A 26,647-nucleotide genomic window follows, 5' to 3' on the forward strand; every position below is an offset into this window, starting at 1 on the left:
ATGACACACCCCTGCATTAGCCAGTTTGGCGGGCAGGGGGTGTTTTATTGAATAGAGTTTTTTTCGGGAGAAAGGAGCCAAACCATGGCAAAAACGGCGAAGCGGAAGAAAAAACGAACCTCGTCGAACAGAAACAGGCAGCCGGCGTTTTCATGGCCGGCGCTTGCGGCTGCGCTGCTTGCCCTCATATCGCTCGGCGGCTGGGGGTGGGCCGGGCAGCTGCTTCGCTCCGGGTCCCAGTGGCTCACCGGGGACCTCTGGTGGATGTTAAACTTACTTATACTTGCTTTTTCCATCGTCTGGATGATCAACCGCAGCATTGTGAAGCAGTTTCCGCTGCGGTGGACAGGGGGCGCCCTTCTTTTCCTTGGAGTGCTTCTCTTTACAGAGGTGCGCTGGGCTTCAGGCATCAATGATCCGGCGATTTCTGTTTTTATGGAAACGTTCGGGCGTGACGGCTGGCTTGACCGCTCCGGAGCAGCCTCTACTGGAGGCGGATCGATCGGCGCACTCGTCTACGATGCTGTTCATTTTCTGATCGGGACAGCCGGGGCGTACATTGTGTCCGTGCTTCTTATGATCGCGGGACTGTTTTTACTTATGCAGTGGTCTTTTCAACATACAATGCAGACAGGCGGAGCCTGGGTGGCCAAGACCTCCAAACAGGGAGCAGCGCAGGCGGTCGAAAAAGGCAGGCAGCGCCGCGCGGAGCGGATGAAGCAAAAGGAAGCCCGGGAAAAAGAAGCGCCCGCCAAGGCCGCGCCAAAGCAGAAGGAAGCGCCGGAGACGCCTGCGGAAAAAACGAAGGAAGGCGCAGAAAAGCCGAAAATCTTCTCGTTTACCGAGCAGGCGTACCAGGAGCCGCCGGCGGCCAAAGAAACGCCGAAGCCGGAGGAGCCTGCACGCAAAAAAGAAGCATCTGCACCAGAAGCAGTGGAGACTCCGGCTGAATCCGGGCCCGACGTGGAGCGCCCGGATATGCTGAGCGTCACCGAGGGGGAAACGGAAAACAAAAATTATCAGCTGCCCGCACTTACGATGCTCTCAGCACCAAAAAATCAGAACCAGCAGCAGGAGCGTTCGCAGATTTCAGCTAACGCCAAAAAGCTTGAGGAAACGCTGCAGAGCTTCGGGGTGAAAGCAAACGTTTCGGAGGTGCATTTAGGGCCTGCGGTAACTAAATACGAAATCCAGCCGGCTGTCGGGGTGAAGGTCAGCAAAATCGTGAACCTCTCCGATGATATTGCGCTCGCGCTCGCCGCCCGGGATATCCGGATTGAGGCGCCAATTCCGGGCAAATCCGCCGTCGGCATTGAAGTGCCGAACCAGGAGGTGGCGATGGTAACGCTCCGGGAGGTGCTCGAGTCGCTTGAGAAAAAAGACGACCATGTGCTTGATGTCGCGCTCGGCCGGGACATTTCCGGCGAACCGATTCTTGCCTCCCTGCATAAAATGCCCCACCTGCTTGTCGCCGGGGCGACGGGAAGCGGAAAAAGTGTCTGCATCAACGGCATCATTACGAGTATTTTGATGCGAGCGCGTCCGCATGAAGTGAAGCTGCTGATGATTGACCCGAAAATGGTGGAGCTGAACGTATATAACGGTATCCCCCATCTGATGGCTCCGGTCGTTACTGAACCGAAGAAGGCGGCCCAGGCCCTGAAAAAGGTGGTGGCCGAAATGGAACGCCGCTACGATCTGTTTTCGCACACCGGCACGAGAAACCTGGAAGGCTACAACGAATGGATCCGGAAGCAGAACGATAAAGGCGGGGCCAAGCAGCCCGAGCTTCCGTACATTGTCGTCATTGTCGACGAGCTCGCCGACCTGATGATGGTGGCCTCGAGTGAGGTGGAGGATGCGATTACGCGTCTAGCCCAGATGGCACGTGCGGCCGGCATTCATATGATCATTGCGACCCAGCGTCCGTCCGTGGACGTCATTACCGGGGTCATCAAAGCGAACATTCCGTCGCGGATTGCGTTCGGGGTATCGAGCCAGACGGACTCCCGGACGATTCTTGACAGCGGCGGAGCGGAAAAGCTGGTCGGAAAAGGCGATATGCTGTTTTCCCCGATCGGCTCCAACAAGTCCACCCGTGTGCAGGGGGCGTTTGTGTCCGACCATGAAGTGGAACAGGTGGTGGAGGCTGTTGTAGCCCAGCAGAAAGCCAAGTACCAGGAGGAAATGATTCCCGACGAGCAGCCGGCGCAGGCCGAACGGCCGAGCGACGAGCTGTTTGACGAAGCGGTGGATATGATTCTGCAGATGCAGAGCGCATCGGTATCGATGCTGCAGCGCCGGTTCCGCATCGGCTATACGCGGGCAGCACGCCTGATCGATGAAATGGAGGACCGCGGCATTGTCGGTCCTTACGGCGGCAGTAAGCCGCGCGAAGTGCTCGGTGACACCCGGGGAGCAAACAGCGAACCGGCCGGAGAAAAGGAAGATACGCACCATAGTTGAGGAGGATTTTGATGCAGCCAGTGACGACGAACACCAATATTCCGGTGCATTTATTTCAAACGAAGCAGTTTAAAACAACGGCCGTCATTATGCAGTGCCGCGCCCCGCTGTCCGAACATACCGCAGCAGGCCGGGCACTGTTGGCCAGAGTGCTGAAAAAGGGGAGCCTGCGCTATCCGTCGCAGTCCCATATAAAAGAAAAGCTCGACGACCTGTACGGCGCGTCGTTCAGCGTGGATGTCGGCAAGCGCGGCAATTACCATGTGATGAGCTTTCGCATGGAGTTTGTAAACGAGCAGTTTCTGCCGGCGCAGGAGGACCTGTTTGCCGAAGCGACCGCCTTTCTAGCAGAAATGGTGCACGCGCCGCTTGCAGAGAACCGCGCGTTTAACCCGAAAATCGTCGAAGAGGAAAAGCGGACGCTGCTGCAGAAAATCAATACGATTTACGACGAGAAGGACCGCTACGCCAACATGCGTCTCGTGCAGGAAATGTGCAGCGCCGAAGCGTACTCGGTGCATCCGCTCGGTGACGCCCACCAGATGGAGGCGCTTGACGAGCAGAAGCTCTACGACGTGTACGAGCAGTTTCTGGCTGAAGACGCGATTGACGTCTACGTGGTCGGCGATGTGCAGTCGTACGACCTGGAGCCGGTCACAGGCCCATTTCCGGAACGCAGCTCCCTGCCGCCGGTCAAAGACGGGGCAGAACGTCCGCCGCGTGTCCGCTACGTGGAAGAGTCCGATGACATCCACCAGGGCAAGCTGCAGCTCGGCTACCGGACGACGATTACGCAGGACGATCCGCAGTTTGCCGCGATGCAGGTAACAAACGGCCTGTTCGGCGGCTTTCCGCATTCGAAGCTGTTTCAGGAGGTGCGTGAAAAACGGAGCCTCGCGTATTACGCCGCCTCCCGCTACGAAAGCCAGAAGGGGCTGGTCATGGTGATGACCGGCATTGAAAAGGAGCAGTACGAGCAGGTAAAAGAAGTGATCGGCGATCAGCTGCAGGCGCTGCAGCAGGAGCCCGTTTCAGACGAACTGCTGGCCCAGACGAAGGGTATGCTCATCAACCAGATCCGTGAGACCACCGACGCCCCGGGCGGGCTGGCAGCCCTGCATTTTCAGGGAAAAATGGCCGGCCGCGTACGTCCGATTGAAACATGGATCGAAGAAATTGAGCAGGTGAGCGCGGACGACGTGCTTGCATGCGCAAATTCGATCGTACTTGATACCGTATTTTTCCTACACGGAAAGGAGGATAAAGATGCAGAAGCAACAGTATGATCAGCTGCAGGAAACCGTCTACTCCGAAGTGATGCCAAACGGCCTCCGCGTGTACGTGCTTCCAAAGCAGGGATTCAGTAAAACGTTTGCCACCTTTACGACCGACTACGGCTCCATCGACAATGCCTTCGTGCCGATCGGCCAGCATCAGAGTGTGGAGGTGCCGGACGGCATCGCTCACTTTCTGGAGCACAAAATGTTTGAAGACGAAGAGGGCGACGTATTCGATACGTTCGGCAAACAGGGAGCTTCAGCGAACGCGTTCACGTCCTTCACGCGCACGGCGTATCTGTTTTCAAGCACCGATGACACCACGGTGAATCTGCATACGCTGCTCGACTTTGTGCAGCACCCGTATTTCACCGAGGAAAGCGTGGAAAAAGAAAAGGGCATTATTGGCCAGGAAATCAGCATGTACGACGATGATGCGGACTGGCGGCTGTTTTTCCAGCTGCTCGGCAACCTGTATCACCGTCATCCCGCCCGGATCGACATTGCCGGCACCGCCGAGTCCATTAACCGGATCACGAAGGATGATCTGTATACGTGCTATCATACGTTTTACCACCCGTCCAACATGATTTTGTACGTGGCCGGCGCGGTGGAACCGCAGGAGATTTTCGAGCTCGTGCGCAGTAACCAGGCGGAAAAAGAATTTGCGCCGATGGACCACGTGGAGCGTATAGAAGTGGATGAGCCGGCGACGGCGCTTCATTCCAAAGCGGTCGAAAGGATGAGCATCCGCCTGCCGAAGGTGCTTCTCGGCTACAAGCTGTCGCTGCACAGCGAAACGGACAACCTGCTGTATCAGGAAGCACGGCTCGAGCTGCTGCTTGAAACGCTGTTCGGGGAAGGCTCGGAGGCGTATGAAACGCTGTACTCCGAAGGACTGATCGATGACAGCTTTTCGAGCGAGGCAATGATTGAGCGTTCGTTTTCACTCGCGGCGTTTGGCGGCAACACGCCGAAGCCGGAAGAAACTGAGGCCCGGATTCTGGACATTATCGAACACGCCCAGACCGAAGGCATGGACGAACGGCGCTTTGAGCGGATGCGCAAAAAGCTGCTCGGCCAGCTCGTCAAACAGCTGAATTCCACCGAATTTCTCGCCACCGAAGGCACCCGCTACGCGTTTCACGGCGCTTCGGTGATGGACGCGGTGGAGATTATGCAGCAGGTGACGTTTGACGATATTTCCAACCTGCTGCAGAGTGAATTCCGCATCGACAACCGGACGACATCCATTATCGACCAGAAGGCTGAAGCAGATGCCTGAGTGGACGCTGGTGACCGGAGCAAGCGGAGCGATTGGAGGAGCAGCAGCCGAACGGCTCGCTGCCTCCGGCCGCCCGCTTCTGCTTCATTACTGCAGGGGACATGAAAAAGCGGAACAGACTGCAGAGCGCTGCCGCCAGCACGGGCAGCAGGCAGAAACAGTCTACGGCGATCTTGCCACCGAGGCAGGCCAGGAGGCGTTTGTGTCCCGGCTGCCAAAAAATATTGATACATATATTCATGCTGCGGGCATGGAGGAATACATACTGTTTCAGGAAACCACCTACGCGCACCGAAATGCCATTATTCAGACAAATGCGATGAGTGCCCTTGCCATCAGCCGCGCGCTCCTTGTGGACATGCTCGCCGCCCGGCGCGGGACAATCATTTTTGTAAGCTCCGTCTGGGCCCGGGAGGGGGCGGCGATGGAATCGACCTATGCAGCGGCCAAAGGCATGATTGAAGCCTTTACCCGGTCGCTCGCCAAAGAAACCGGCCCGTCCGGCGTGCGCGTAAACGCCGTGGCCCCGGGGGCGGTTGCCTCTCCAATGCTCGGCCATCTGTCGGAGGAGGAACGGCAGGACGTTGCCGGGCAGGTATCGCTCGGACGGATCGGTACGCCCGAGGAAGTAGCCGGCGCAGTTGCGTTTTTATGCTCGCCGGATGCCGCTTATGTGCACGGGGAAGTGCTCCGCGTTGACGGTTTATTTCCGTCGTGAAACCCGGTGTGTCTTCTGTTCAAATGGGAAAAAATGACGTACAATAAAAGCAGTAGAGACAAAGAGGGGGACGTCTGATGGCTGGCAACGAATGGTACGTGGAGTACGAAATTCATCAAAACCGCCCCGGCCTGCTCGGGGACATTTCTTCGCTGCTCGGCATGCTTGCAATCAATATTGTGACCATCAACGGGGTGGAGGGCAACCGCCGGGGGCTGCTTCTGCGCTGTGACAGCTATGACCGCATCCAGCGGCTGCGTGCCATCCTTGATACGATACAGATCATTTCCGTGCGGAAGGTCAAACAGCCGGGCCTGCGCGAGAGGCTCGCTGTCCGCCACGGCCGCTACATTGAGCGCGATGCCGATGACCGGAAAACGTTCCGCTTTGTTCGTCCGGACCTCGGGCTTCTGGTTGATTTTATGGCCGAGCTGTTTAAAAAGGACCGTCACTACCTTGTCGGTATCCGGGGAATGCCGCGGGTCGGGAAGACTGAATCCCTGGTGGCCGCAAGCGTATGCGCCAATAAGCGCTGGACGTTTGTATCATCGACGCTTCTGCGTCAGACGATGCGCACCCAGCTTGGTGACGATGAGCGGACGAACAGCCATGTGTTCATTATCGACGGCATTGTCACGACAATGCGCGCGGCACGGAAGCATCGCGACCTGGTGGAGGAGATCATGCGGCTGCCTGCGGTCAAGGTTGTGGAGCATCCGGATATTTTCATCCGTGAAACGTCATATACGGCGGAAGATTTTGACTGCATGATTGAGCTCAGAAATGATGAAAGCCAGGTGATTTCGTACGATACGGTGGATTCCGGGTTTTCATCCTTTGATATTAGTTAACGTGAAAGAGGCAGGTGAGCCGTTATGGCAGAGTTAGGACCGTACCTTCGCGGTGAACGTGAGCGCCAGGGAGCAAGCCTCGAGCTGATGCAGCAGCGCACAAAAATTCAACGAAGGTATTTGCAGGCAATTGAAAGCGGTGATTACGGGGCGCTGCCGGGGGCGTTTTATGCCCGGGCGTTCATCCGCAGCTACGCTGAAGCGCTCGGCCTTGACGCTGAGGACGTGTTCCGGCAGTATGGCCATGAACTGCCGGAACCCAGGCAGCAGCCGGCAGAGATGCCGTCGCGGGCGTCCAGAAAGCAGACACGAAGCAGAAGCCAGCAGGGGCGGCCGCAGCAGAAAAAGAAAAAAACATCCTTCCTGCCCTTTATTTTTGCGCTTATTTTTCTTCTTATCATTGGGGCAGGCATCTGGCTGTTGTTTCAAAATGTAAGCAGCGATACACAGACCGAGCAGCAGAGCGATGAAGGCACCGGTGTCCAGTTTGAATCCGGGTCGCCGGAGGAAGAAGGCGGCGGAGCTTCGGAGGAGAGCGCCGACAACTCCCCGGATAATAACACGGGATCCGGCGGGGGAGAAGAGGAAAGCACTGAAGAAGAGGACCCCGCCGACGCCGATGTCCAGCTGGAGGAAACCTCCTCGGAAGGGGACAACGCGTCCTATGATGTCATCGGGGCGGAAGCGTTTGAGCTTGTGATGAGCTTCAGCGGCAGCTCCTACGTGGATGTAACGGATGTCGACGGCGAGATGCTCGATATGTTTCCGAGTCAGTCGGAGGGCGACGAGCTCGAAGAAACATACGAGGAGGAAGAAATCACCGTCAATGTCGGCAACACGAACAACATGGAGCTTACCGTCAACGGGCGGGAATTCACCTATCCGTCAGATGGCACCCACCAGATTATTACATTTACGGCAGTGCCAGAAGAATAAATCCGGCCTTCGCTTCTGAATTTTTTCAGAACGGAGGCTTTGCTTTGCCATAAACAAATTGTGCGTTTTGTTCCATGAGAAAAAAAGATATGTGATACAATATGAAAGACTGGAATGTGGACGGAATGGCACGATTTGCAAGTAGGAGGACGCAGATGAACTTACCCAATAAAATTACAATTGCCCGTGTGTTGATGATTCCGTTATTCGTGATCGCCGTATTGGTGCCTTTTCCGTTTGGCTCCTGGCCGGTTGGAGACGCCGAGCTGCCGGTGCATCATTTCATCGGTGCGGTCATCTTTGCGATCGCGGCCGGCTCCGACTGGCTCGATGGCTACATTGCAAGAAAGTACAGCCTGGTGACCACGTTCGGCAAGTTTCTGGACCCGCTCGCAGACAAGCTGCTCGTCACGGCGGCACTGCTTGTGCTGATTGACATTTCCATGCTTGCGTCCTGGATGGCAATTATTATTTTAAGCCGCGAGTTTGCGGTTACCGGCATCCGGCTGGTCGCGGCCGGGGAAGGAAACGTTATCGCGGCAAGCGGACTCGGGAAATGGAAAACCACATTCCAAATGGTTGCTATCGTGGTGCTCTTGCTTCATCACTTTCCATTTTCCTATGCCGGCTTTCCGGCAGGTGACGTGCTCATGTGGATCGCTGTTATTTTAACGATCGTATCCGGCGTCGATTATTTCTGGAAAAACCGCGCCGTGATTATGAAGACGATGTAAGCAGTATCGGAGGAACGTGTAATGAACGCAGAAATTATTGCAGTAGGAACAGAGCTTCTGTTGGGACAGATTGCCAACACGAACGGCCAGTATTTATCGAAGGAATTAGCTTCCCTCGGGGTGAATGTCTTCCGCCACACCGTGGTGGGGGATAATGAAGCCCGGATGCACGAAGCTGTCGGGGAAGCCTCCGAACGGGCGGATATCGTTATCCTGACCGGCGGTCTCGGCCCGACGCAGGATGATATTACCAAGGATGTGGTGGCTGATTTTACCGGCCGCAGGCTGCTCGTGCACGAAGCGTCAGCGCAAAAAATCAGGGACTACTACGACCGGACGGGCCGTTCGATGCCGGCGTCCAATATGCGCCAGGCGCACTACGCTGAAAACAGCACGGTGTTTATTAACCAGAACGGCATGGCCTGCGGGATGGCTGTTGAAGAAAACGGCACACATTACATTTTAATCCCGGGGCCGCCCCGGGAAATGAAATCCATGTACAAGTATGACGTCGAGCCTTACGTGGCGGCGCTTGCCGGAAGCAGCAGGCTCGTTTCGTCCCGGGTGCTCCGTTTTTACGGCATCGGGGAATCCTCGCTTGAAGAGGAGCTGCAGGATTTGATTGAAGCCCAGACGAATCCGACCATCGCTCCTCTGGCAGGCGACGGCGAAGTCACGCTCCGGCTGACGGCAGCTGCCGCAACTGAGGATGAAGCGGTGCAGATGATTGCCGGCGTCGAGGAGCAGGTGCTCGGCCGAGTCGGGGAGCATTTTTACGGCTATGATGACGATTCGGTCTTTAACCATACGGTGGATGTGTTAAAAGAGCGCTCACAGACGATCGCTTCGGCAGAAAGCCTGACCGGCGGCTGGTTCGCAAAATCCATCGTGGACATCCCGGGTGCATCAAGCGTATTCCAGGGGTCGGTCACGACGTATTCCAAAGCAGCCAAAGAGCACATTCTCGGCATTGACCGGCCGCTGCTTGACGAGGAGGGCGCTGTGAGCGCAGCCTGCGCAGAAGCGATGGCCGAAAAGGTAAAAGAGAAATTCAGCACCGACGTCGGTATTTCCTTTACCGGTGTCGCCGGGCCGGACCGCGATGAGGGCAAAGAACCCGGACTCGTCTGGATCGGAGTTTCCGGACCGCACGGAACGATCTCAAAACAAATTCACATCGCCGGCACCAGGGATCGTGTCCGCTTTATGGCTTTATATGAAGGGTGCCGATTGTTATGGAAAGAAAAGGTGGTAGAAAATGACAACATTCAATGATTTTCAAATGAAGGACGAAATTAAGCAGGCTGTACGGGAGATGGGCTTTGAAGAGCCGTCCCCGGTACAGGAAAAGGCAATTCCCGACGCCCTTGAACAGAAGGATCTGATCGGACAGGCACAGACCGGTACCGGTAAAACGGCGGCGTTTGGCATTCCGATTTTAAATAAAGTAACCGAGGAGCCGCACGTGCAGTCGATTATCATTACTCCGACCCGTGAGCTTGCGATTCAGGTATCAGCGGAAATCCAGAAGCTCTCCAAGCATTTAAACATCCGTTCGCTGCCAATTTACGGCGGCCAGTCGATCGGCCATCAGATTAAAGCGCTCAAGCAGGGCGTGCAGATTGTCATCGGTACGCCAGGACGGGTGCAGGATCACCTGCGCCGTAAAACGCTGCAGCTCGACAAGGTAAATACCGTCGTGCTCGACGAAGCGGACGAAATGCTCGACATGGGCTTTGTGGAAGATATTGAAGCGATTTTAAAACAGGTGAACGTCGACCGGCAGACGCTGCTGTTCTCGGCGACAATGCCGCCGGCCATCCGCAAGCTGTCGAAAAAATACATGGTGGATCCAGTCACAGTATCCATCAACAAAAGTGAAGTGACGGCACCAAACATTGAGCAGTCCTACTTTAAGGTGCTCGAGCGCAACAAGCAGGATTCGCTCTGCCGGATTCTGGACGCGCGTGACCCGGACCTCGGTATTATTTTCTGCCGGACGAAAAAAGGCGTGGCAGATCTGACGGAAATTCTGCAGGCGCGGGGCTACCTCGCAGACGGGCTGCACGGGGATCTGACCCAGCAGCACCGCGACGCCGTCATGAAAAAATTCCGGGACGCATCGATTGAATTTCTCGTGGCGACAGACGTTGCCGCCCGCGGCATTGACGTCCAGAACGTCACCCACGTGATTAACTACGACATTCCTCAGGATCCGGAAAGCTACGTGCACCGTATCGGCCGGACAGGCAGGGCCGGACGCAAGGGCGAAGCATTGACGCTTGTCACGCCTCGCGAAATGAAGCACCTTCGTTCGATCGAGTCGGAAATCAAAATGTACATCCCGTCGCACCGGGTGCCAACCATTGAAGAAGTAGTGGAAAAGCAGCAGGAGGCGTGGAAGCGCCAGATCGCCTCGCAGATGGAAGAGGAGTCCGAGCTCGGGCTGTTTAATGACATCACCGATGAGCTTCTCACTGAGTACGATCCGAAGGATGTGGTCCGTGCGCTGATGAAGCTGAACTTCGCCTCTACGGTCGGCGAATCGGACGAAAGCTACAGCTTCGGCGAAACCGGCGGCGCCCGCGGTATGACTAGATTCTTTATCAATGTCGGCCGCAATGTGAACATGACGCCGAAAATACTGATCGAGGAAATTTCAAACGCTGTCGGCATTCCCGGCAAGTCGATCGGCAAGATTGATATTTTTGATAAATTTACCTTTGTGGAAGTACCGCAGGACAGCGCGCCGTTTGTGTACGAAGCCCTCCGGCACGCACGCATTAACGGCACGCGCGTGAACCTCGAGCCGGCGAAGCCCCGTCCGGCCCGTCCGAACCGGAACACGCAGCGCCAGTCCCAGTAATCCGTTCGCTCTTCAGCGGCAGCCGCCGCTGAAGAGTTTTTTTACCGTCAGCCTGTCAGCGGCAGGAGGTTTCGGGGGTATGGAAAAAACACGAATAAATGTTCGCATATCTGTTGGCAAATCGAACAAAAAAAGATATAATGTAGAAAGCAGGAAAACAGCGGGAACGCTTCCTGAATAACAGCAGGCATGTATGGATACGCTCTTCGTGGGGAAGAGAGTATCTGTTTAATAGTATATATCCTTGAAGGAGAGATAAGATGAACGAAAGAAAAGCCGCATTGGATCAAGCACTGAGCCGCATCGAAAAACAGTTTGGCAAAGGATCGATCATGAAGCTAGGCGATCAGACTGACCGCCGCATTTCCACCATTTCCACCGGCGCCCTGGCCGTAGATATTGCCCTCGGGGTCGGCGGCTATCCGCGCGGACGTGTTGTGGAAATTTACGGTCCGGAATCCTCCGGTAAAACGACCGTGGCCCTGCACGCCATTGCCGCGGCCCAGCGCGACGGGGGCACGGCAGCCTTTATCGACGCGGAGCACGCGCTGGATCCAAGCTATGCCCGGGCGCTTGGCGTCAACATTGATGACCTGATTCTTTCCCAGCCGGACACGGGCGAACAGGCGCTTGAAATCGCCGAAGCGCTTGTACGAAGCGGTGCGATCGATATTCTTGTCATTGACTCCGTGGCAGCTCTCGTGCCGAAGGCGGAGATTGAAGGCGAAATGGGCGACAGCCACGTCGGCCTGCAGGCTCGCCTGATGTCCCAGGCCCTGCGGAAGCTGTCCGGGGCGATCAGCAAATCGAACTCGATCGCCATGTTCATCAACCAGATCCGTGAGAAGGTCGGCGTCATGTTTGGCAGCCCGGAAACGACTCCCGGCGGCCGTGCGCTGAAATTCTACTCCTCGGTGCGTCTTGAAGTGCGCCGGGCGGAAACACTCAAACAGGGCAACGAAATGGTCGGTAACAAAACGAGAATCAAAGTAGTGAAAAACAAAGTAGCACCGCCGTTCCGTCAGGCGGAAGTGGATATCATGTACGGGGAAGGCATTTCGCGCGAGGGCTCCATTCTTGATATCGGCGCAGAACTCGATATCGTGCTTAAAAGCGGCGCATGGTACTCCTACGAAGGCGAACGTCTTGGACAGGGACGGGAAAACTCGAAGCAGTTCCTGAAGGAAAATGAAGCAACGGCCGCGGCCATTGAACGGAAAATCCGCGACCACTACAAGCTCGACGACATCCAGTCCGAACCGGAAGAGCCGGAGGAGGAGCCGGAAGCTCCGGCGGAATCCGGGCTGCTTGCCGAAGAGGAAGAAACAGCAGATACGAATCGTTAAAGCACTGCCGAGGCGCCGGAATTCCGGCGCCTTTTTTCGTGCAGAAATAGGTCCGGGGAAAGCAGCAGGGCACGGAACTCCTGCCGGGCGGGCAGAGAACGCCGGGACCCGGGAGAAAAGAAAACGGTGTCAATCCCCATAAAAACAGGGATTCCTGCCGGTGAGCTTTCTTGACAGCGCCCGGCGGTAAAGATACAATAAAGAAGTGGAACGTTTGTTTTGTTCCGCACTTCGATGAGCGTATTAATTCGCAAGCAGAACAATGCGGACACGAAAAAGAATCATCAATGCAACTTTCGCAACAACCGAAAGTGAACAATCAGATAGCAAGAGGAGGTGACATGTATGAACACTGCAATCATCTCCATTTTGCTTGTTATCGGTGCATTGATAGTTGGTTTGATTGGATATTTTGTCCGAAAAGCGATTGCCGAAGCGAAATTCAAAAGCGCCGAGCACGAAGCCGGCCAGATTGTGAAAGAAGCTGAGCGGCAGGCAGAGACAATCTTAAAAGAATCGCGGTTGGAAGCTAAAGACGAAGCACATCAAATTCGGGCAGAAGCAGAGAATACTCTGAATGAACGAAGAAATGAAGTTCAAAAACAAGAAAACCGCTTGATGCAGAAGGAAGAGACCCTTGACCGTAAAAGTGAGACGTTGGACAAAAAGGAAGAATCCTTGGAGCGCAGAGAGGAGTCTCTCTACGAAAAACAACAACAGGTTGAGGAAAATAACAGCAAAGTGGAGGAGATTCTCGCCAGACAACAGGAGGAACTTGAACGTGTTTCCGGCATGTCGCGGGAGGATGCAAGAGAGCTGATCCGCCGCGAAACCGAACAGGAAATGGAACACGAAACGGCGCTTCTGATCAAGGAACGCACAGAAGAGGCCAAACAAGAAGCCAACAAAAAAGCGAAGAATATTTTATCCCTGGCCCTGCAGCGCTGCGCTGCCGACCATGTCGCCGAAACGACGGTGTCTGTGGTGAACCTGCCAAACGATGAAATGAAGGGGCGGATCATCGGCCGTGAAGGACGCAACATCCGGGCGCTTGAAACGTTAACCGGTATTGATCTTATCATCGATGATACCCCGGAAGCCGTCATTCTCTCCGGCTTCGATCCGATCCGCCGCGAGGTGGCGCGCATTGCGCTTGAACGCCTCGTGCAGGACGGCCGCATTCATCCGGCACGTATCGAGGAAATGGTCGAAAAAGCACGCCGGGAAGTGGATGAGTTCATCCGCGAATACGGCGAAGAAGCCACGTTTGAAATGGGCATCCACGGGCTGCATCCGGATCTCATGAAGATTCTCGGACGCCTTCACTTCCGGACAAGCTACGGCCAGAACGTGCTGAAGCACTCGATGGAAGTAGCGCATTTGACCGCGCTGATGGCTGCCGAACTCGGGGAAGACGAACAGCTGGCCCGCCGCGCCGGACTGCTTCATGACCTCGGGAAGGCCATCGACCATGAAGTCGAAGGAAGCCACGTGGAAATCGGCGTCGAGCTTGGCAGGAAATACAAAGAGCACGAGGTCGTCGTCAACAGTATTGCTTCCCACCACGGGGATACCGAAGCAACCTCCGTGATTGCTTCCCTCGTCGCTGCCGCAGACGCGCTGTCCGCGGCACGGCCGGGAGCACGCAGGGAAACGCTTGAAACGTACATCCGCCGCCTGGAACGGCTCGAAGAAATTTCGGAATCCTTCAAAGGGGTCGAAAAAACCTTCGCCATTCAGGCCGGACGCGAGGTGCGGATTATGGTGAAGCCGGATGTGGTGGACGATCAGCTGGCACCGCAGCTGGCAAGGGACATCACAAAACGGATTGAAAGTGAATTGGATTATCCGGGCCATATCCGCGTAACGGTGATACGGGAGACCCGGGCAGTAGATTATGCGAAATAAAGCGGTGAACGCCACCGCTTTATTTTTTTATGCGCCCACACGCGAAGAAAGGAAGTCACAGACATGAAATTTTTATTTATCGGCGACATCGTCGGATCCCCGGGACGGAACATGGTGGAGGAGTACCTGCCGCGCCTGAAGCGCAGGTACCAGCCGACGGTCACGATCATGAACGGCGAAAACGCCGCCCACGGTAAAGGCATCACCGAAAAGATTTACAAGCAGCTGCTCCAGGCAGGAGCGCAGGTGATTACGATGGGCAACCATACGTGGGATAACAAAAATATTTTCGAATTCATTGACGAGGCCAAAATGATGATCCGGCCGGCCAACTATCCGGCGGGCGTGCCCGGGGAAGGGATCAAATACCTGCGCATCAATGACCAGGAGGTGGCAGTCATTAACCTGATCGGGCGGACGTTTATGGGCAATCCGAACGACGATCCGTTCCAGAAGGCCGATGAGCTTGTCACGGAGGCTTCGGCACGCACAAACTTTATTTTCGTGGACTTTCACGCGGAAACGACAAGCGAAAAACAGGCGATGGGCTGGTTTTTAAGCGGCCGGGTGAGCGCCGTTGTCGGTACCCACACCCATGTGCAGACTGCCGACGACCGGATCCTCGACGGCGGGACCGCCTTTTTATGCGACGCGGGCATGACCGGCCCGAGCGACGGTATTCTCGGCATGGAGCGCGAAGCGATCATACGAAAGTTTCAGACGAATCTGCCCACCAAGTTTGAAGTGGCCGAGGGGCGGGAACAGTTAAATGGAGTTGTTGTGAAAGCGGATCCGAAAACCGGAAAAGCGACAACGATTGAACGTATCCGCATTGACGAAGCCCACCCATTCTTCGAATAAAAAAGAATATTGAGCAAAAAGCAGGAATATGTCCCTTCTTTCATGAATTATGCCTAATACAATGGCGTTACCATTGATCCTACGCAGGGAGGTACTAGAAATGGAAGTATTAAAAGTATCCGCTAAATCTACTCCAAATTCTGTCGCAGGTGCCTTAGCCGGAGTTATTCGTGAAAAAGGAGCCGCAGAAATCCAGGCGATCGGGGCCGGCGCGATCAATCAGTCCATCAAGGCAATAGCCATTGCCAGGGGATTTGTGGCGCCGAGCGGCATCGACCTGGTCTGCATTCCCGCTTTTACCGATATTGAAATTGACGGCGAAGAACGAACGGCGATAAAATTGATTATTGAGCCGAGGTAAACGTCTTCCGCCGCATCCGGCGGCGCCCAGGCGCTGCCGGCAATTCTATACATATCACCGGCCGGTGGTACAGCAAGGCGTCCATGCGGCGTCTTTTTGTATGCCGGCAGACAATTGAAAGGAGCATACCAATGAAACAACTGATTCAAACGCTAAAACGCATCGACCGAAAAGGCTACAAAGCCTACAACGATATTAAGGGCACGCACGAGTTTTCGGATTTTCAGCTGCACATGGACCACGTGCAGGCCGACCCGTTCGCAAGTCCGTCCCGTGCGCGGGTGACGCTTTCGAGAAAGGCGCTTGAGCTTGGCCCGGAGGTCGAGGAAAGCGACGCGCGCCGGGTGGCGGCCATCGACTTTTTCGCGCTTGCCGTGCAGCAGGAGCTGAATAAGCAGAAGGGAAAGCCCGGTATTATTATCGACGGACCCGGCCAGGAAATGATTGACCGGACGGCGGTGAAGCTTTCGAAGAATCACCTTGAGGTCCGGCTGTCGATTCACCTGCCGGCGAGAGGCCGTACGATCCAGGGCCAGGAGGCGATTGAGCGGCTCACCAAACAGCTGCCGGAGGCGATTCAGCACGCCGTGCAGCAGTACTCCAGGCAGAAGCTGACCGACCAGCTCGAGCTTGCCGACCAGCAGCAGGCGGTGCGCCGCTACCTGCAGGACAACGGCTGCATCGCGTTTGTGGCCAATGGCTCGGTGCTCCCGCGCGCAAGCGGCGTCAGCAACCGCCCGATGAGCGGCAAGGAGGTCATTTCGTTTCAGTCGCCGAAGGAGCGCGAAGTGACGATTGAGCTTCCGCACGGCGGACCGGTTACCGGCATGGCGGTGCCAAAGGGCGTGACGATCATTGTCGGCGGCGGCTACCACGGCAAAAGCACGCTGCTTGAAGCCATTGAGCGCGGCGTATACAACCACCGCGCCGGCGACGGCCGTGAATTCGTGATTGCCGATCCGAGTGCTGTGAAGGTCCGTGCCGAGGACGGCCGCTCGGTCACCGGGGTCAACATCAGCCCGTTTATCGCGAACCTGCCGGCCGACAAGGACACCTCCTTTTTTACGACCGAAAACGCGAGCGGCAGCACGTCGCAGGCGGCGAACATTATGGAGGGTCTCGAGGCGGGCGCCGGGACGCTGTTGATCGATGAAGACACGAGTGCGACCAATTTTATGATCCGTGACGCCCGCATGCAGGCGCTTGTGGCCAAGCGCAAGGAGCCGATCACGCCGTTTATTGATAAAGTGCGCGCCCTCTATGATGACGAAGGCATTTCCACGATTCTCGTCGTCGGCGGAGCAGGAGATTATTTTGACGTGGCGGATTATGTTATCATGCTTGAAGAGTACGTTCCGTATGATGTGACCGGAGAAGCGCGCCGTATTGCCGGCGAGCATCCAACGAACCGGGCAAAGGAAGCCGGGGAAGCGTTCGGGGCCTTAACGGGCCGGAGCATTGCGGTCCACCGCTTTGACGCCCGTAAAGGCAAAAAGGAAAAGGTGAGCGGCAAGGGCCGCGATACGGTGATGTACGGAACGGAAACCATCGACCTGAGCGCGGTCGAGCAGCTGATTACCGGCAGCCAGACGAACGCGATTGCCGAAGCGATCCGGCACGCGAGCAGGCAGTTTCAGCAGCCGGCGCCGCTTCCGGAGGTGCTTGATTATATCGAGCAGACGATCGAGAAGCAGTCGCTCGACGGCCTGTCGCCGTTTAAAAACCAGCACCCGGGGGATTTTGCGCGTCCGCGCCGGTTTGAAATCGCAGCGGCCATCAACCGCTACCGTCCGCTCCGCGTCGAACGGTGATTTGAGTTTTGCCGGCTTTCGGCTTATAATATGAAGCGACGATAAAAATCGCGGGCGGCACGTCCGCCCGTACCTATAGAGAAGGGAGAGACCACCGTGACTGATAAAAAGCAAACGGATACGTCTGAACAAACGACTCCGGCGGTCGATCCGGCATACGAAAAATACTTTGATTTTTCCAAAGCCGAAGTAGAAAGCAACGAGGACGGCAAACAATACATGAAAATCGGCGGCCGGTCGATCGTCATCAACGACCAGCCCGACCATAAAGCAGGGCGCAAGCGGACGAAGCAGGACGCGTCGGTGCACTATGACTTTGACATACCCGAGGACATGCGCGGCATCGGCTACGGCAAAAAGTACCTGATCCGCACGTACGGCTGCCAGATGAACTACCACGATACCGAAAATATGGCCGGCATCCTCGAGGAGATGGGCTTTGCCGAAACGAAGGACACCGAAGAGGCGGACCTCATCTTTTTGAACACGTGTGCCATCCGCGAAAACGCGGAAAACAAAGTGTTCGGTGAGATCGGTCACCTGAAGGCGCTCAAGCGCGAAAAGCCGGAGCTGATGCTCGGCGTATGCGGCTGTATGTCGCAGGAGGAAAACGTTGTGAACCGCATCATGCAAAAGCACCATCACATCGACATGATTTTCGGCACGCACAACATCCACCGCCTGCCGGAGCTTCTCCGCGACGCCATCCAGGGCAAGGAAATGGTGATTGAGGTCTGGTCGAAGGAAGGCGATGTGATCGAAAACATGCCGAAAAAACGCGCCGGCGGCACGCAGGCGTGGGTCAACATCATGTACGGCTGTGACAAGTTCTGCACGTACTGCATCGTGCCGTACACGCGCGGCAAGGAGCGGAGCCGCCTGCCAGAGGACATTATCGCCGAGGTACGAGACATTGCGCGCCAGGGCTATAAGGAAATCACGCTGCTCGGGCAGAACGTGAACGCCTACGGCAAGGACCTCGGGCTCGACTACGGGCTCGGCGAGCTCATGAACGAGCTGCATAAAATCGACATTCCGCGCATCCGCTTTACCACAAGCCACCCGCGCGACTTTGACGACTACCTGATTGAGGTGCTCGCGCAGGGCGGCAACCTCGTCGAGCATATCCACCTGCCGGTGCAGTCCGGCAACAGCGACATGCTCAAGCTGATGGGGCGGAAATACACGCGCGAGGAATACGTCGAGCTTGCCGGTAAAATCAAGACAGCGATTCCGCACGCGTCGTTTACGACTGACATTATCGTCGGCTTCCCGAACGAAACGGAGGAGCAGTTTGAAGACACGATGTCCCTGATGCGTGAGATGGACTACGACAGCGCGTTCACCTACATCTACTCCCCGCGCGAGCATACGCCGGCGGCAAAGATGGAGGACAACGTGCCGATGGACGTGAAAAAAGAGCGGCTTGCCCGCCTGAATGCGCTCATGGGCGACATTTCGAACCGCCGCAACAAAGAGCTCGAAGGCCAGGTGCTTGAGGTGCTCGTCGAGGGCGAGAGCCGCAAAAACGCCGACGTGCTCTCCGGACGGACGCGCACAAACAAGCTCGTGAACTTCCGGGCGCCGAAGGACGTTATCGGCGAAGTCATCTACGTCCAAATTGACGAAGCCAAAACGTGGTCACTCGACGGCCATGTTGTGGAATTCGCGGAGGTGTAAGCAGATGGCCTACACGAAGGAAGAAGTAATGCAGGAAGCCGGGCGCCTCGCCGAACGGCTGAAGGAAACCGAGGAAGTGGACTTTTTCATCCGCGCGGAGACGCAGATTAACGACAACGTGCGGATCCAGAACCTCATCCAGGAAATCAAGGACAAGCAGAAGCAGGCGGTCAACTTCCAGCACTACGAAAAAACGGAAGCCAAACGCCAGGTGGAAGCACAGATCAACGACCTGCACGAAGAGATTGAAAACATTCCGATCGTCGGGCAGTTCCGCCAGAGCCAGACCGAGGTCAACTACATTCTGCAGCTGATCAGCGACCAGATCACTGCCTCGATCTGGGAGACGGAAGACAAGGACAACAGCAGCTCATAAAAAGAACCGCTTTCCGTATAACGGGAGGCGGTTTTCTGCTTTTTGGGCTATTATAAATTTCACATACTGTAATTTAGTTTCTCTTTAAACAGTGATATAATATGAGGGACTACCGCAGAACGCTTCCCGTTGGAGAAGCAGACGGAACGATGTACAATAATAACGCAGTGAAACAAACATAACGGAGGCTTTTTGATGCCAGAGACAGATACACCGATGATGAAGCAGTATAAGGACATTAAAGCGGCCTACACGGACGCCTTTTTGTTTTACCGGCTCGGCGACTTTTACGAAATGTTCTTTGACGATGCGGAGCTTGCCGCCCGCGAGCTCGAAATTACGCTCACCAAACGCGGCCAGAAAAACGAAAACGATATCCCGATGTGCGGGGTGCCGTATCACTCCGCCGAAGGGTATATTGCAACGCTGATCGAAAAAGGGTACAAGATTGCCATCTGCGAGCAGGTGGAGGACCCGGCCAAGGCGAAGGGGGTCGTAAAGCGCGAGGTGGTGCGCATGATCACCCCGGGGACGATCATGGAAGGGCGTGCCCTGGATGAGACGGAAAACAACTTCCTTGTGGCAATGATGCCAAACGGAACGGAAACGGCGTTTGTCAAAGCGGATCTCACCACCGGGGAGACGGCTGCGGCGCTTCTGTCCGATGACGTCGGCGAATGGCAGCGTGAAATGACAACCGCGCACCCGAAGGAAATCGTCGTGCCCGAGGAGCAGGAGGGCGTGATGGCCGACATTTACCGCGGCATGATTTCGACCGGACCGGTGCCGGAGCTGAAGCCGGAATGGGAGGAGCTCACCGGCGCCCTTGAAAGCGGCACGCTCCGGGACGGGGCGGCGCTTCTTTTGAGCTACGTGGAACGTACCCAGCAGCGCTCGCTCGGCCACCTGCAGCCGTTTACGGTGTACGAGCCGAACCGGACGATGCAGCTCGACATTCATTCACGGCGCAACCTGGAGCTGACGGAGACGATGATGGGCAAAACGAAGGACGGCTCGCTTCTCGGCGTGCTCGACCAGACGGTGACCGCGATGGGGGGTCGCAAGCTGCGTCGCTGGATCGAGGAGCCGCTGCTTTCCCGACCGGCGATCGAAGAGCGCTACGGCATGGTGGCTTCGTTTGCGGAAAACTTCTTTGCCCGCGAGGACCTGCGCGAGCATCTGCGCGACGTGTACGACATTGAACGGCTCGCCGGCAAAGCCGTCTACGGCAACATTAACGCCCGTGAGCTTGTGCAGCTGCGGCGGACGCTGCAGGCGGTGCCGGCAATTGCCGACCTGCTCGAAGGGATGAACAATCCGGCCATCAACGAGCGCCTCGTGGACGTATCCGCCTTTCAGGAGCTTGAGGAGCTGCTCGATCGGAGCCTGGTGGAGGACCCGCCGTTTGGCATTCAGGAGGGCGGCATGTTCCGCTCCGGCTTTCACGAGGAGCTTGACCAGTACCGCGAAGCGGGCCAGAACGGCAAGCAGTGGATCGCGGAGCTTGAACAGAAGGAACGGGCCGAGACCGGCATCAAGTCGCTCAAGGTCGGCTACAACCGGGTGTTCGGCTACTATATTGAAATTACACGCGCCAACACCCACCTGATTCCGGACGGCCGCTACGAGCGCAAGCAGACGCTCACAAACGCCGAGCGCTACATCACGCCGGAGCTGAAGGAAAAGGAGGATCTGATTCTCGGCTCGGCGGACCGCGCCGTCCAGCTCGAGTACGAGCTGTTTCTCGACCTGCGCGAACGCGTCGCGGGCTACGTGCGTCCGCTCCAGGAGCTTGCGGATCTTTTGAGTGAGATGGACGTGCTTCAGAACTTTGCCCATGTGAGCGAACGGCTCGGCTACGTGCGCCCGGCCTTCAGCACGGATAAAACGCTTGCCGTCCGCGGCGGCCGTCATCCGGTGGTGGAGACGATGCTCACTGCCGGCGAATTTGTGGCCAACGACACCCATATGGATGAGCACGGGATGCTGTTGATTACGGGACCGAACATGGCCGGAAAAAGCACGGTGATGCGCCAGGTGGCGCTGATTGCGATTATGGCGCAGATTGGCTGCTTCGTGCCCGCCGAGGAGGCGGAGCTGCCGCTGTTTGACCGGATTTTCACCCGCATCGGGGCGGCCGACGACTTAACGAGCGGCCAGAGCACGTTCATGGTCGAAATGAAGGAAACCCAGCAGGCGCTCCTGAATGCGAGCGCCGACAGCCTGATCCTGCTTGACGAAATCGGGCGCGGCACGTCCACGTACGATGGCATGGCGCTCGCGCAGGCGATCATGGAATACATTCATGCCAATATCGGGGCCAAAACGCTTTTCTCCACGCACTACCACGAGCTGACCGTGATGGAGGACCACCTGCCGGCGCTTCGGAACGTGCATGTGCGGGCGGTGGAGGAGGACGGGGAAATCATCTTCCTGCACAAGGTGGAGCCGGGCAAAGCCGACCGCAGCTACGGCATATACGTGGCCAAGCTCGCCGGGCTGCCGCCGCAGGTGATTGAGCGCTCCGAAACGATTCTAAAAAGCTTTGAGCAGCAGAAAACCGCTGCCTACGCAGCACCCGAAGAACCCGCACCGGAAACGACGGTCCGGGAGGCGGAAGAGCCCGAGCAGCTCGCGCTCTTTTCGATCGATGACGGCAGCGCCCGGGCCAAGGAAATCATGAGCGAGCTGAAGCGGACCGACGTGCTCCGCATGAGCCCGATGGATGCGATTGAAAAGCTGTACCAGCTTCAGCAGTACGCGAACCAGGAGGAGGAATAAGCGGTGACGTATGTAAAAAAACTCCCGGACGGCCTCGCCAATAAAATTGCGGCCGGGGAAGTCGTGGAACGCCCCGCGTCGGTCGTGAAGGAGCTGGTGGAAAATGCGATTGACGCCAGCGCCACGACCATCCAGGTGGACGTCGAGGAGGGCGGGCTGTCGCTCATCCGGGTGACCGACAACGGCCGCGGCATGGACCAGGAGGACGCGGAGCTTGCCTTTGAACGCCACGCCACCAGCAAGCTGTCCCGGGAAAAGGACCTGTTCCAGATTGAAACGCTCGGCTTCCGGGGCGAAGCGCTCCCGAGCATCGCGGCCGTCTCGAACGTCACGATGGAAACCGGGGACGGACGTGAGGCCGGAGTGCTGATCCGCTATCAGGGCGGCAAACGCATCGCCTGTACGCCTTCCAAAAGCCGGCAGGGCACCCAGGTGGAGGTGCGCGACCTGTTTTTTAACACGCCCGCCCGGCTTAAATACGTGCGCACGATGAACACCGAGGTGGCAAACGTCGCAGACGTGATGAACCGGCAGGCGCTCGCGCACCCGGACGTCAGCTTCCGGCTTTACCATCACGGCAAGCAACTGCTGCTCACGAACGGGAACGGCAGCCTGCAGCCGGTGCTCGCGGCCATTTACGGCCGGCAGACGGCGCGCGACATGCTGTACATCGAGGCGGAGACCGACGACTACCGGGTGAGCGGCTGGATCGCGAAGCCCGAGACGTACCGCGCCTCGCGCCAGTACATGTCGACGTTTGTAAACCACCGCTACATCCGGCACTACCCGCTCACAAAAGCAATCGAAGCGGGCTACCATACGCTGCTTCCGATCGGCAAGCACCCGATCGCGGCGCTTCATGTTGAAATGAATGTCGGGCTGATTGACGTGAACGTGCACCCGTCCAAGCTCGACGTGCGCGTAAGCAAGGAGGAGGAGCTGCTGCATCTCGTCGAACAGGCGGTGCGGGAGCGGCTCCAGCAGGAGCGGCTCATTCCGGCCGGCGACCAGAAACGGGCCAAATCGGCGCCCGCGTCCGAACAGATGAACCTGGCCTTTACCGAACCGGCGCCAAAGCCGGCGGCCGAGCCCCGGCGGGAGGAACCGCCTACTCCGAGTGAGCCGGAACCGTCCCCAGCGTCGCACGCCTCTGCCCACGAGGCGTCGTTCAGCGACGACGCCCCGGCCAGGGAGCCGGAAGCTGAAACGGTGTTTGAGCATACGGAAACGTGGCCCGAAGAGCAGGAGACGCCGCAGCACGAGCCTGAAACGCCGGCGACGGAAAGCACCGGCCCGGAGCTGCCGGAGCTGCGCCCGATCGGCCAGTTTCACGGCACGTATATTCTCGCGGAAAACGAGGACGCGCTCTACATGATCGACCAGCACGCCGCGCAGGAGCGTATTTTTTACGAATACTTCCGCGTCAAAATTGGCGACGTGGACAAGAACGTGCAGCAGCTGCTCGTGCCGATTCTGCTCGAGGTGACCAAAGAAGAAGAAATCCTCATCAACGACCGTCAGAGCGATTTTGAGAACATCGGGATTTTCCTCGAGCCGTTCGGCGGCCAGACGTTCCGGGTGCACGCGCATCCGACCTGGTTTCCGGCCGGCGACGAAGAAAGCGTCATCCGCGAATGCATCGAAGAAGTGAAAAACAACAAACGCATCAGCGTGCATGAGCTCCGCGAGGAGGCGGCGATTCTGATGTCGTGCAAGGCGGCCATCAAGGCGAACCGCTACCTGACGAAGGATGAAATCCAGGCGCTCGTCGACCGGCTGCGCACGTGCGAGAGCCCGTACACGTGCCCGCACGGCCGCCCGATCATCATTCACTTTTCCGACTATGACATGGAAAAAATGTTCAAGCGTATCATGTAGCTGTATAGAAGGGGAGAGCGCCGTGATTATTACCACCGCCAAAAAGCCGGACCCGGCTGTCCTTGCGGAAGCCGAAGCAAAGGCGCGGGCGTGGAACGCGCCGTACGTGCCGCGGGAGAAGCGGTCGATCCAGCGCTGGCAGCGGGAGACGCAGGAGGACATCTACATTGTGGCCGCAGGCGGCGATACATACCATCCAGAGACGGAAGCCGCCGAGCCGCTTGCGTTCCATCCGTCGATGGCGTGGCTGCGCGGCCTGCAGGTTCACCGCGGCGGGAGCGACCCGCTGCTGGAGGCGGCCGACGTTCGGGAGGGCGATACCGTGCTCGATGCGACGCTCGGCTTCGGCGCCGACAGCATCATGCTTGCCCTCGGCACGGGGAAAACCGGCACAGTGCTCGGCATCGAAAAACAGCTGGTGGTGGCGTCGCTCGTCCGCAAAGGGCTCCGGCTTCCGGGGGACTATCCCGGCTGGTTTACGGACGCAATGCAGCGGATCACCGTTGTCCGGGGCGACAGCTTCCAGTTGATGCGCATGCTGCCGGACAGCTCCGTGGATGTCGTGTACCTGGATCCGATGTTTGCCGAAGCGGTGGACACAAGCCCGGCGATTGACCGGCTCCGTCCGGTGGCGGCGACCGACCCGCTTTCGGACATGTGGATCGGGGAGGCGCTGCGGGTGGCCCGGCGCCGGATAGTCGTCAAGGACCATGCGCACAGCCCGCATTTTAAGCAGTATCAGTTAATCCCGGCCGGGCGGCGGAGTGCCGTGGTCCGGTACGGATGGAAGGAGGCACACACGTGAAGCAACCGGTACTCGCCGTCGTCGGCCCGACAGCGGTCGGCAAAACAAGGCTCGGAATTGAGCTGGCCCATAAATACAACGGCGAAATCATCAGCGGCGACTCAATGCAGGTGTATGAAGGGCTCACCATTGGCACGGCCAAGCCGACGCCGGGGGAACGTCGCGAGGCCCCGCACCACCTTGTGGACATGCTGTCGCCGGACATGCCGTATTCAGCGGCGGACTTTAAGGCAAAGGCCGAGCCGATCATCGAGCGGCTGCACGGGGAAGGCAAGCTTCCGATTATTGTCGGCGGCACTGGCATGTACATCCGGGCACTGCTGCACGACTATTCGTTTTATGATGCGAAGAAGCAGGAGGACGTGCGCGAGAAGTGGGAGCTGTACGCGCACCAGTACGGAAGCGAGGCGCTGCATGCGAACCTGGAGCGCCGGGACCCGGAGCGAGCGGCCGCGATTCACCCGAACAACGTACGCAAGGTCGTGCGGGCGCTAGAAATTCTTGAAACCTCGGAAGAAGGACCAACTTTATCCAAAAAAATGCAAAAAAAGCATTCGCCCTACGCCTCATTCATGATAGGATTAACAATGAACCGTCCGTATTTGTATGAGCGGATCGAGCGCCGGGTCGACCGCATGATGGAAGGCGGCCTCGAACACGAAGCGCGCTGGCTGTACGAACGCTTCGGCGAGGAAGTACAGGCCGCCCAGGCGATCGGCTACAAGGAATGGTTCCCGTATTTCCGCGGGGATGAAAGCGCCGACTGGGTCGCCGAGCGGATGAAGCGCAACTCGAGGAGATACGCCAAGCGGCAGCTCACCTGGTTCCGCAACAAAGAGGACGCACACTGGTATGATATTACCGATCGCTCCCGGCCGTTCGCCGACGAAGCGTTTGCTTCGATTCTGCGGCAGTTCGAGCGCGAGCATCGCTAATACATAAATCACTTACTAAGCCCCGCAGTGGAAGGAGATTCAATCATGAAACAATCAGTCAATATCCAGGATCAGTTTTTGAACGTCGTACGCAAGGAAAAAATTCAGGTGACCGTCTTTCTGACGAACGGCTTTCAGCTGCGCGGCCTGATCAAAGCCTTTGACAACTTCACCGTCGTCCTTGACAGCGACGGCAAGCAGCAGCTCGTCTACAAGCACGCCATCAGCACCTTCGTCCCGCAGCGGACCGTCTCCCTGCAGACCGAAAGCGAGAGCGAGGAATAAAAAAGAGCTTCCCTCAAAAGAAAGCTCCCGAGACCGCCCGTTCCTGTGGAGACAGGGGCGGGCTTTTTTTATTAGTTTATAGTATGTTAAATCAATGAATAAGTGTAATCGTACTTTTGAAAAATAAAGAAAAGAGGACTGGTCGTGGAGAAAAATGTACACATAATTTGCGCAGAGAAAATGGCTTCTAAGTATAAAAAATATTTATTATAGAACAATGTTTAAAAGAAAGTATTGGAACCAATGAACATGAACCGGATTTATATCTTCATAAGTATATTCCGCTGCTGAATAAATCTTGGATCAGCATTGCATATAAAGAAATAGGATTTCTAAATAAGTTTTAATTAAACCTACACACAAGTTCATATAATTTGCGGGGACCGTCAATAATTTTGTGTAAACGGCTCTCCTCTTCCAGCCTTGAAGTTAACCCTGCCGTTGAAACATATCTTCCAATTGATGTTGGGCCTGGGCGAAGCCCAGG

At 56.8% G+C, this 26,647-nt stretch carries 23 protein-coding genes; 21 read left to right on the forward strand and 2 right to left on the reverse strand.

Translation table 11 applies throughout. The features are described from left to right. Nucleotides 1–84 precede the first annotated feature (84 nt). The 10 genes from Q0757_RS02660 (at nt 85) to recA (ending at nt 12,479) form a co-directional block, all read left to right on the forward strand. Nucleotides 85–2,466 (forward strand): DNA translocase FtsK, encoded by a 2,382-nt coding sequence (locus tag Q0757_RS02660; RefSeq protein ID WP_298784430.1) that lies wholly within the window; start codon nt 85–87, stop codon nt 2,464–2,466. 11 nt (nt 2,467–2,477) lie between these two features. Then, entirely contained in the window at nt 2,478–3,752 is a 1,275-nt protein-coding gene (locus Q0757_RS02665; RefSeq protein ID WP_298784431.1) for an EF-P 5-aminopentanol modification-associated protein YfmF, read from the forward strand. Next, nucleotides 3,733–5,028 carry an EF-P 5-aminopentanol modification-associated protein YfmH gene (locus Q0757_RS02670; RefSeq protein ID WP_298784433.1) on the forward strand — a complete coding sequence of 432 codons (1,296 nt, stop codon included), beginning with the start codon at nt 3,733–3,735 and terminating at the stop codon, nt 5,026–5,028. The genes Q0757_RS02665 and Q0757_RS02670 overlap by 20 nt, the downstream gene beginning before the upstream one ends. Continuing rightward, nucleotides 5,021–5,746 (forward strand): elongation factor P 5-aminopentanone reductase, encoded by a 726-nt coding sequence (locus Q0757_RS02675; protein WP_298784435.1) that lies wholly within the window; start codon nt 5,021–5,023, stop codon nt 5,744–5,746. The genes Q0757_RS02670 and Q0757_RS02675 overlap by 8 nt, the downstream gene beginning before the upstream one ends. 77 nt (nt 5,747–5,823) lie before the next feature. Next, the gene (locus Q0757_RS02680) at nt 5,824–6,597 is read left to right on the forward strand and encodes a DUF3388 domain-containing protein (RefSeq protein WP_298784437.1); all 774 of its coding nucleotides are present in this window, start codon (nt 5,824–5,826) and stop codon (nt 6,595–6,597) included. 24 nt (nt 6,598–6,621) lie between these two features. Continuing rightward, nucleotides 6,622–7,533, forward strand: a complete 912-nt coding sequence (locus Q0757_RS02685; RefSeq protein ID WP_298784439.1) for a RodZ domain-containing protein — start codon at nt 6,622–6,624, stop codon at nt 7,531–7,533. A 155-nt stretch (nt 7,534–7,688) separates the two neighbouring features. Beyond that, a complete protein-coding gene (pgsA, locus tag Q0757_RS02690) occupies nt 7,689–8,267 on the forward strand; it encodes a CDP-diacylglycerol--glycerol-3-phosphate 3-phosphatidyltransferase (protein WP_298784441.1) in 579 nt (192 codons plus the stop codon). Between the two features lie 21 nt (nt 8,268–8,288). After that, nucleotides 8,289–9,542 carry a competence/damage-inducible protein A gene (locus Q0757_RS02695; protein ID WP_298784443.1) on the forward strand — a complete coding sequence of 418 codons (1,254 nt, stop codon included), beginning with the start codon at nt 8,289–8,291 and terminating at the stop codon, nt 9,540–9,542. Then, a complete protein-coding gene (locus tag Q0757_RS02700) occupies nt 9,526–11,133 on the forward strand; it encodes a DEAD/DEAH box helicase (RefSeq protein WP_298784445.1) in 1,608 nt (535 codons plus the stop codon). The genes Q0757_RS02695 and Q0757_RS02700 overlap by 17 nt, the downstream gene beginning before the upstream one ends. Nucleotides 11,134–11,393: 260 nt before the next feature. Then, a complete protein-coding gene (recA, locus tag Q0757_RS02705; RefSeq protein ID WP_298784446.1) occupies nt 11,394–12,479 on the forward strand; it encodes a recombinase RecA in 1,086 nt (361 codons plus the stop codon). Here recA and Q0757_RS02710 read toward each other — a convergent pair. After that, nucleotides 12,476–12,619 (reverse strand): hypothetical protein, encoded by a 144-nt coding sequence (locus Q0757_RS02710; protein WP_298784448.1) that lies wholly within the window; start codon nt 12,617–12,619, stop codon nt 12,476–12,478. The two genes, recA and Q0757_RS02710, sit on opposite strands and share 4 nt — an antisense overlap. A 205-nt stretch (nt 12,620–12,824) precedes the next feature. Here Q0757_RS02710 and rny point away from each other — a divergent pair, with 205 nt between their 5' ends. The 8 genes from rny to mutL all read left to right on the forward strand — a co-directional run bounded on the left by rny (nt 12,825) and on the right by mutL (nt 24,135). Beyond that, nucleotides 12,825–14,387 carry a ribonuclease Y gene (gene rny, locus Q0757_RS02715; protein ID WP_298784450.1) on the forward strand — a complete coding sequence of 521 codons (1,563 nt, stop codon included), beginning with the start codon at nt 12,825–12,827 and terminating at the stop codon, nt 14,385–14,387. 63 nt (nt 14,388–14,450) lie between these two features. After that, nucleotides 14,451–15,248 carry a TIGR00282 family metallophosphoesterase gene (locus tag Q0757_RS02720; protein ID WP_298784453.1) on the forward strand — a complete coding sequence of 266 codons (798 nt, stop codon included), beginning with the start codon at nt 14,451–14,453 and terminating at the stop codon, nt 15,246–15,248. Between the two features lie 100 nt (nt 15,249–15,348). Then, the gene (locus tag Q0757_RS02725) at nt 15,349–15,609 is read left to right on the forward strand and encodes a stage V sporulation protein S (RefSeq protein WP_022792833.1); all 261 of its coding nucleotides are present in this window, start codon (nt 15,349–15,351) and stop codon (nt 15,607–15,609) included. Between the two features lie 131 nt (nt 15,610–15,740). Further along, nucleotides 15,741–17,420 (forward strand): ABC-ATPase domain-containing protein, encoded by a 1,680-nt coding sequence (locus tag Q0757_RS02730; protein WP_298784457.1) that lies wholly within the window; start codon nt 15,741–15,743, stop codon nt 17,418–17,420. 96 nt (nt 17,421–17,516) lie between these two features. After that, nucleotides 17,517–19,100, forward strand: a complete 1,584-nt coding sequence (miaB, locus tag Q0757_RS02735) for a tRNA (N6-isopentenyl adenosine(37)-C2)-methylthiotransferase MiaB (RefSeq protein WP_298784459.1) — start codon at nt 17,517–17,519, stop codon at nt 19,098–19,100. Between the two features lie 4 nt (nt 19,101–19,104). Next, entirely contained in the window at nt 19,105–19,476 is a 372-nt protein-coding gene (locus Q0757_RS02740; protein WP_298784461.1) for a RicAFT regulatory complex protein RicA family protein, read from the forward strand. A 195-nt stretch (nt 19,477–19,671) separates the two neighbouring features. Further along, entirely contained in the window at nt 19,672–22,257 is a 2,586-nt protein-coding gene (mutS, locus tag Q0757_RS02745; RefSeq protein WP_298784463.1) for a DNA mismatch repair protein MutS, read from the forward strand. A 3-nt stretch (nt 22,258–22,260) separates the two neighbouring features. After that, the gene (gene mutL, locus Q0757_RS02750; protein ID WP_298784465.1) at nt 22,261–24,135 is read left to right on the forward strand and encodes a DNA mismatch repair endonuclease MutL; all 1,875 of its coding nucleotides are present in this window, start codon (nt 22,261–22,263) and stop codon (nt 24,133–24,135) included. On the opposite strand, the gene Q0757_RS02755 is transcribed toward mutL, so the two are convergent. Continuing rightward, nucleotides 24,128–24,367, reverse strand: coding sequence for a hypothetical protein (locus Q0757_RS02755; RefSeq protein WP_298784521.1), 240 nt, complete (start codon nt 24,365–24,367; stop codon nt 24,128–24,130). The two genes, mutL and Q0757_RS02755, sit on opposite strands and share 8 nt — an antisense overlap. A gap of 6 nt (nt 24,368–24,373) precedes the next feature. Between Q0757_RS02755 and Q0757_RS02760 the strand changes: the two genes are divergently transcribed. From Q0757_RS02760 to hfq, 3 genes are read left to right on the forward strand one after another with little or no spacing between them, the layout of a single operon-like run. Then, nucleotides 24,374–24,940 (forward strand): class I SAM-dependent methyltransferase, encoded by a 567-nt coding sequence (locus Q0757_RS02760; RefSeq protein ID WP_298784519.1) that lies wholly within the window; start codon nt 24,374–24,376, stop codon nt 24,938–24,940. Next, a complete protein-coding gene (gene miaA / locus Q0757_RS02765; protein ID WP_298784467.1) occupies nt 24,937–25,875 on the forward strand; it encodes a tRNA (adenosine(37)-N6)-dimethylallyltransferase MiaA in 939 nt (312 codons plus the stop codon). Before Q0757_RS02760 ends, miaA begins: the two co-directional genes overlap by 4 nt. 45 nt (nt 25,876–25,920) lie before the next feature. Beyond that, nucleotides 25,921–26,160 carry an RNA chaperone Hfq gene (gene hfq, locus Q0757_RS02770; RefSeq protein WP_022792841.1) on the forward strand — a complete coding sequence of 80 codons (240 nt, stop codon included), beginning with the start codon at nt 25,921–25,923 and terminating at the stop codon, nt 26,158–26,160. The last annotated feature ends 487 nt before the right edge of the window (nt 26,161–26,647 follow it).

The sequence above is a fragment of the uncultured Marinococcus sp. genome (assembly GCF_947493875.1).
Lineage (GTDB): Bacteria > Bacillota > Bacilli > Bacillales > Marinococcaceae > Marinococcus.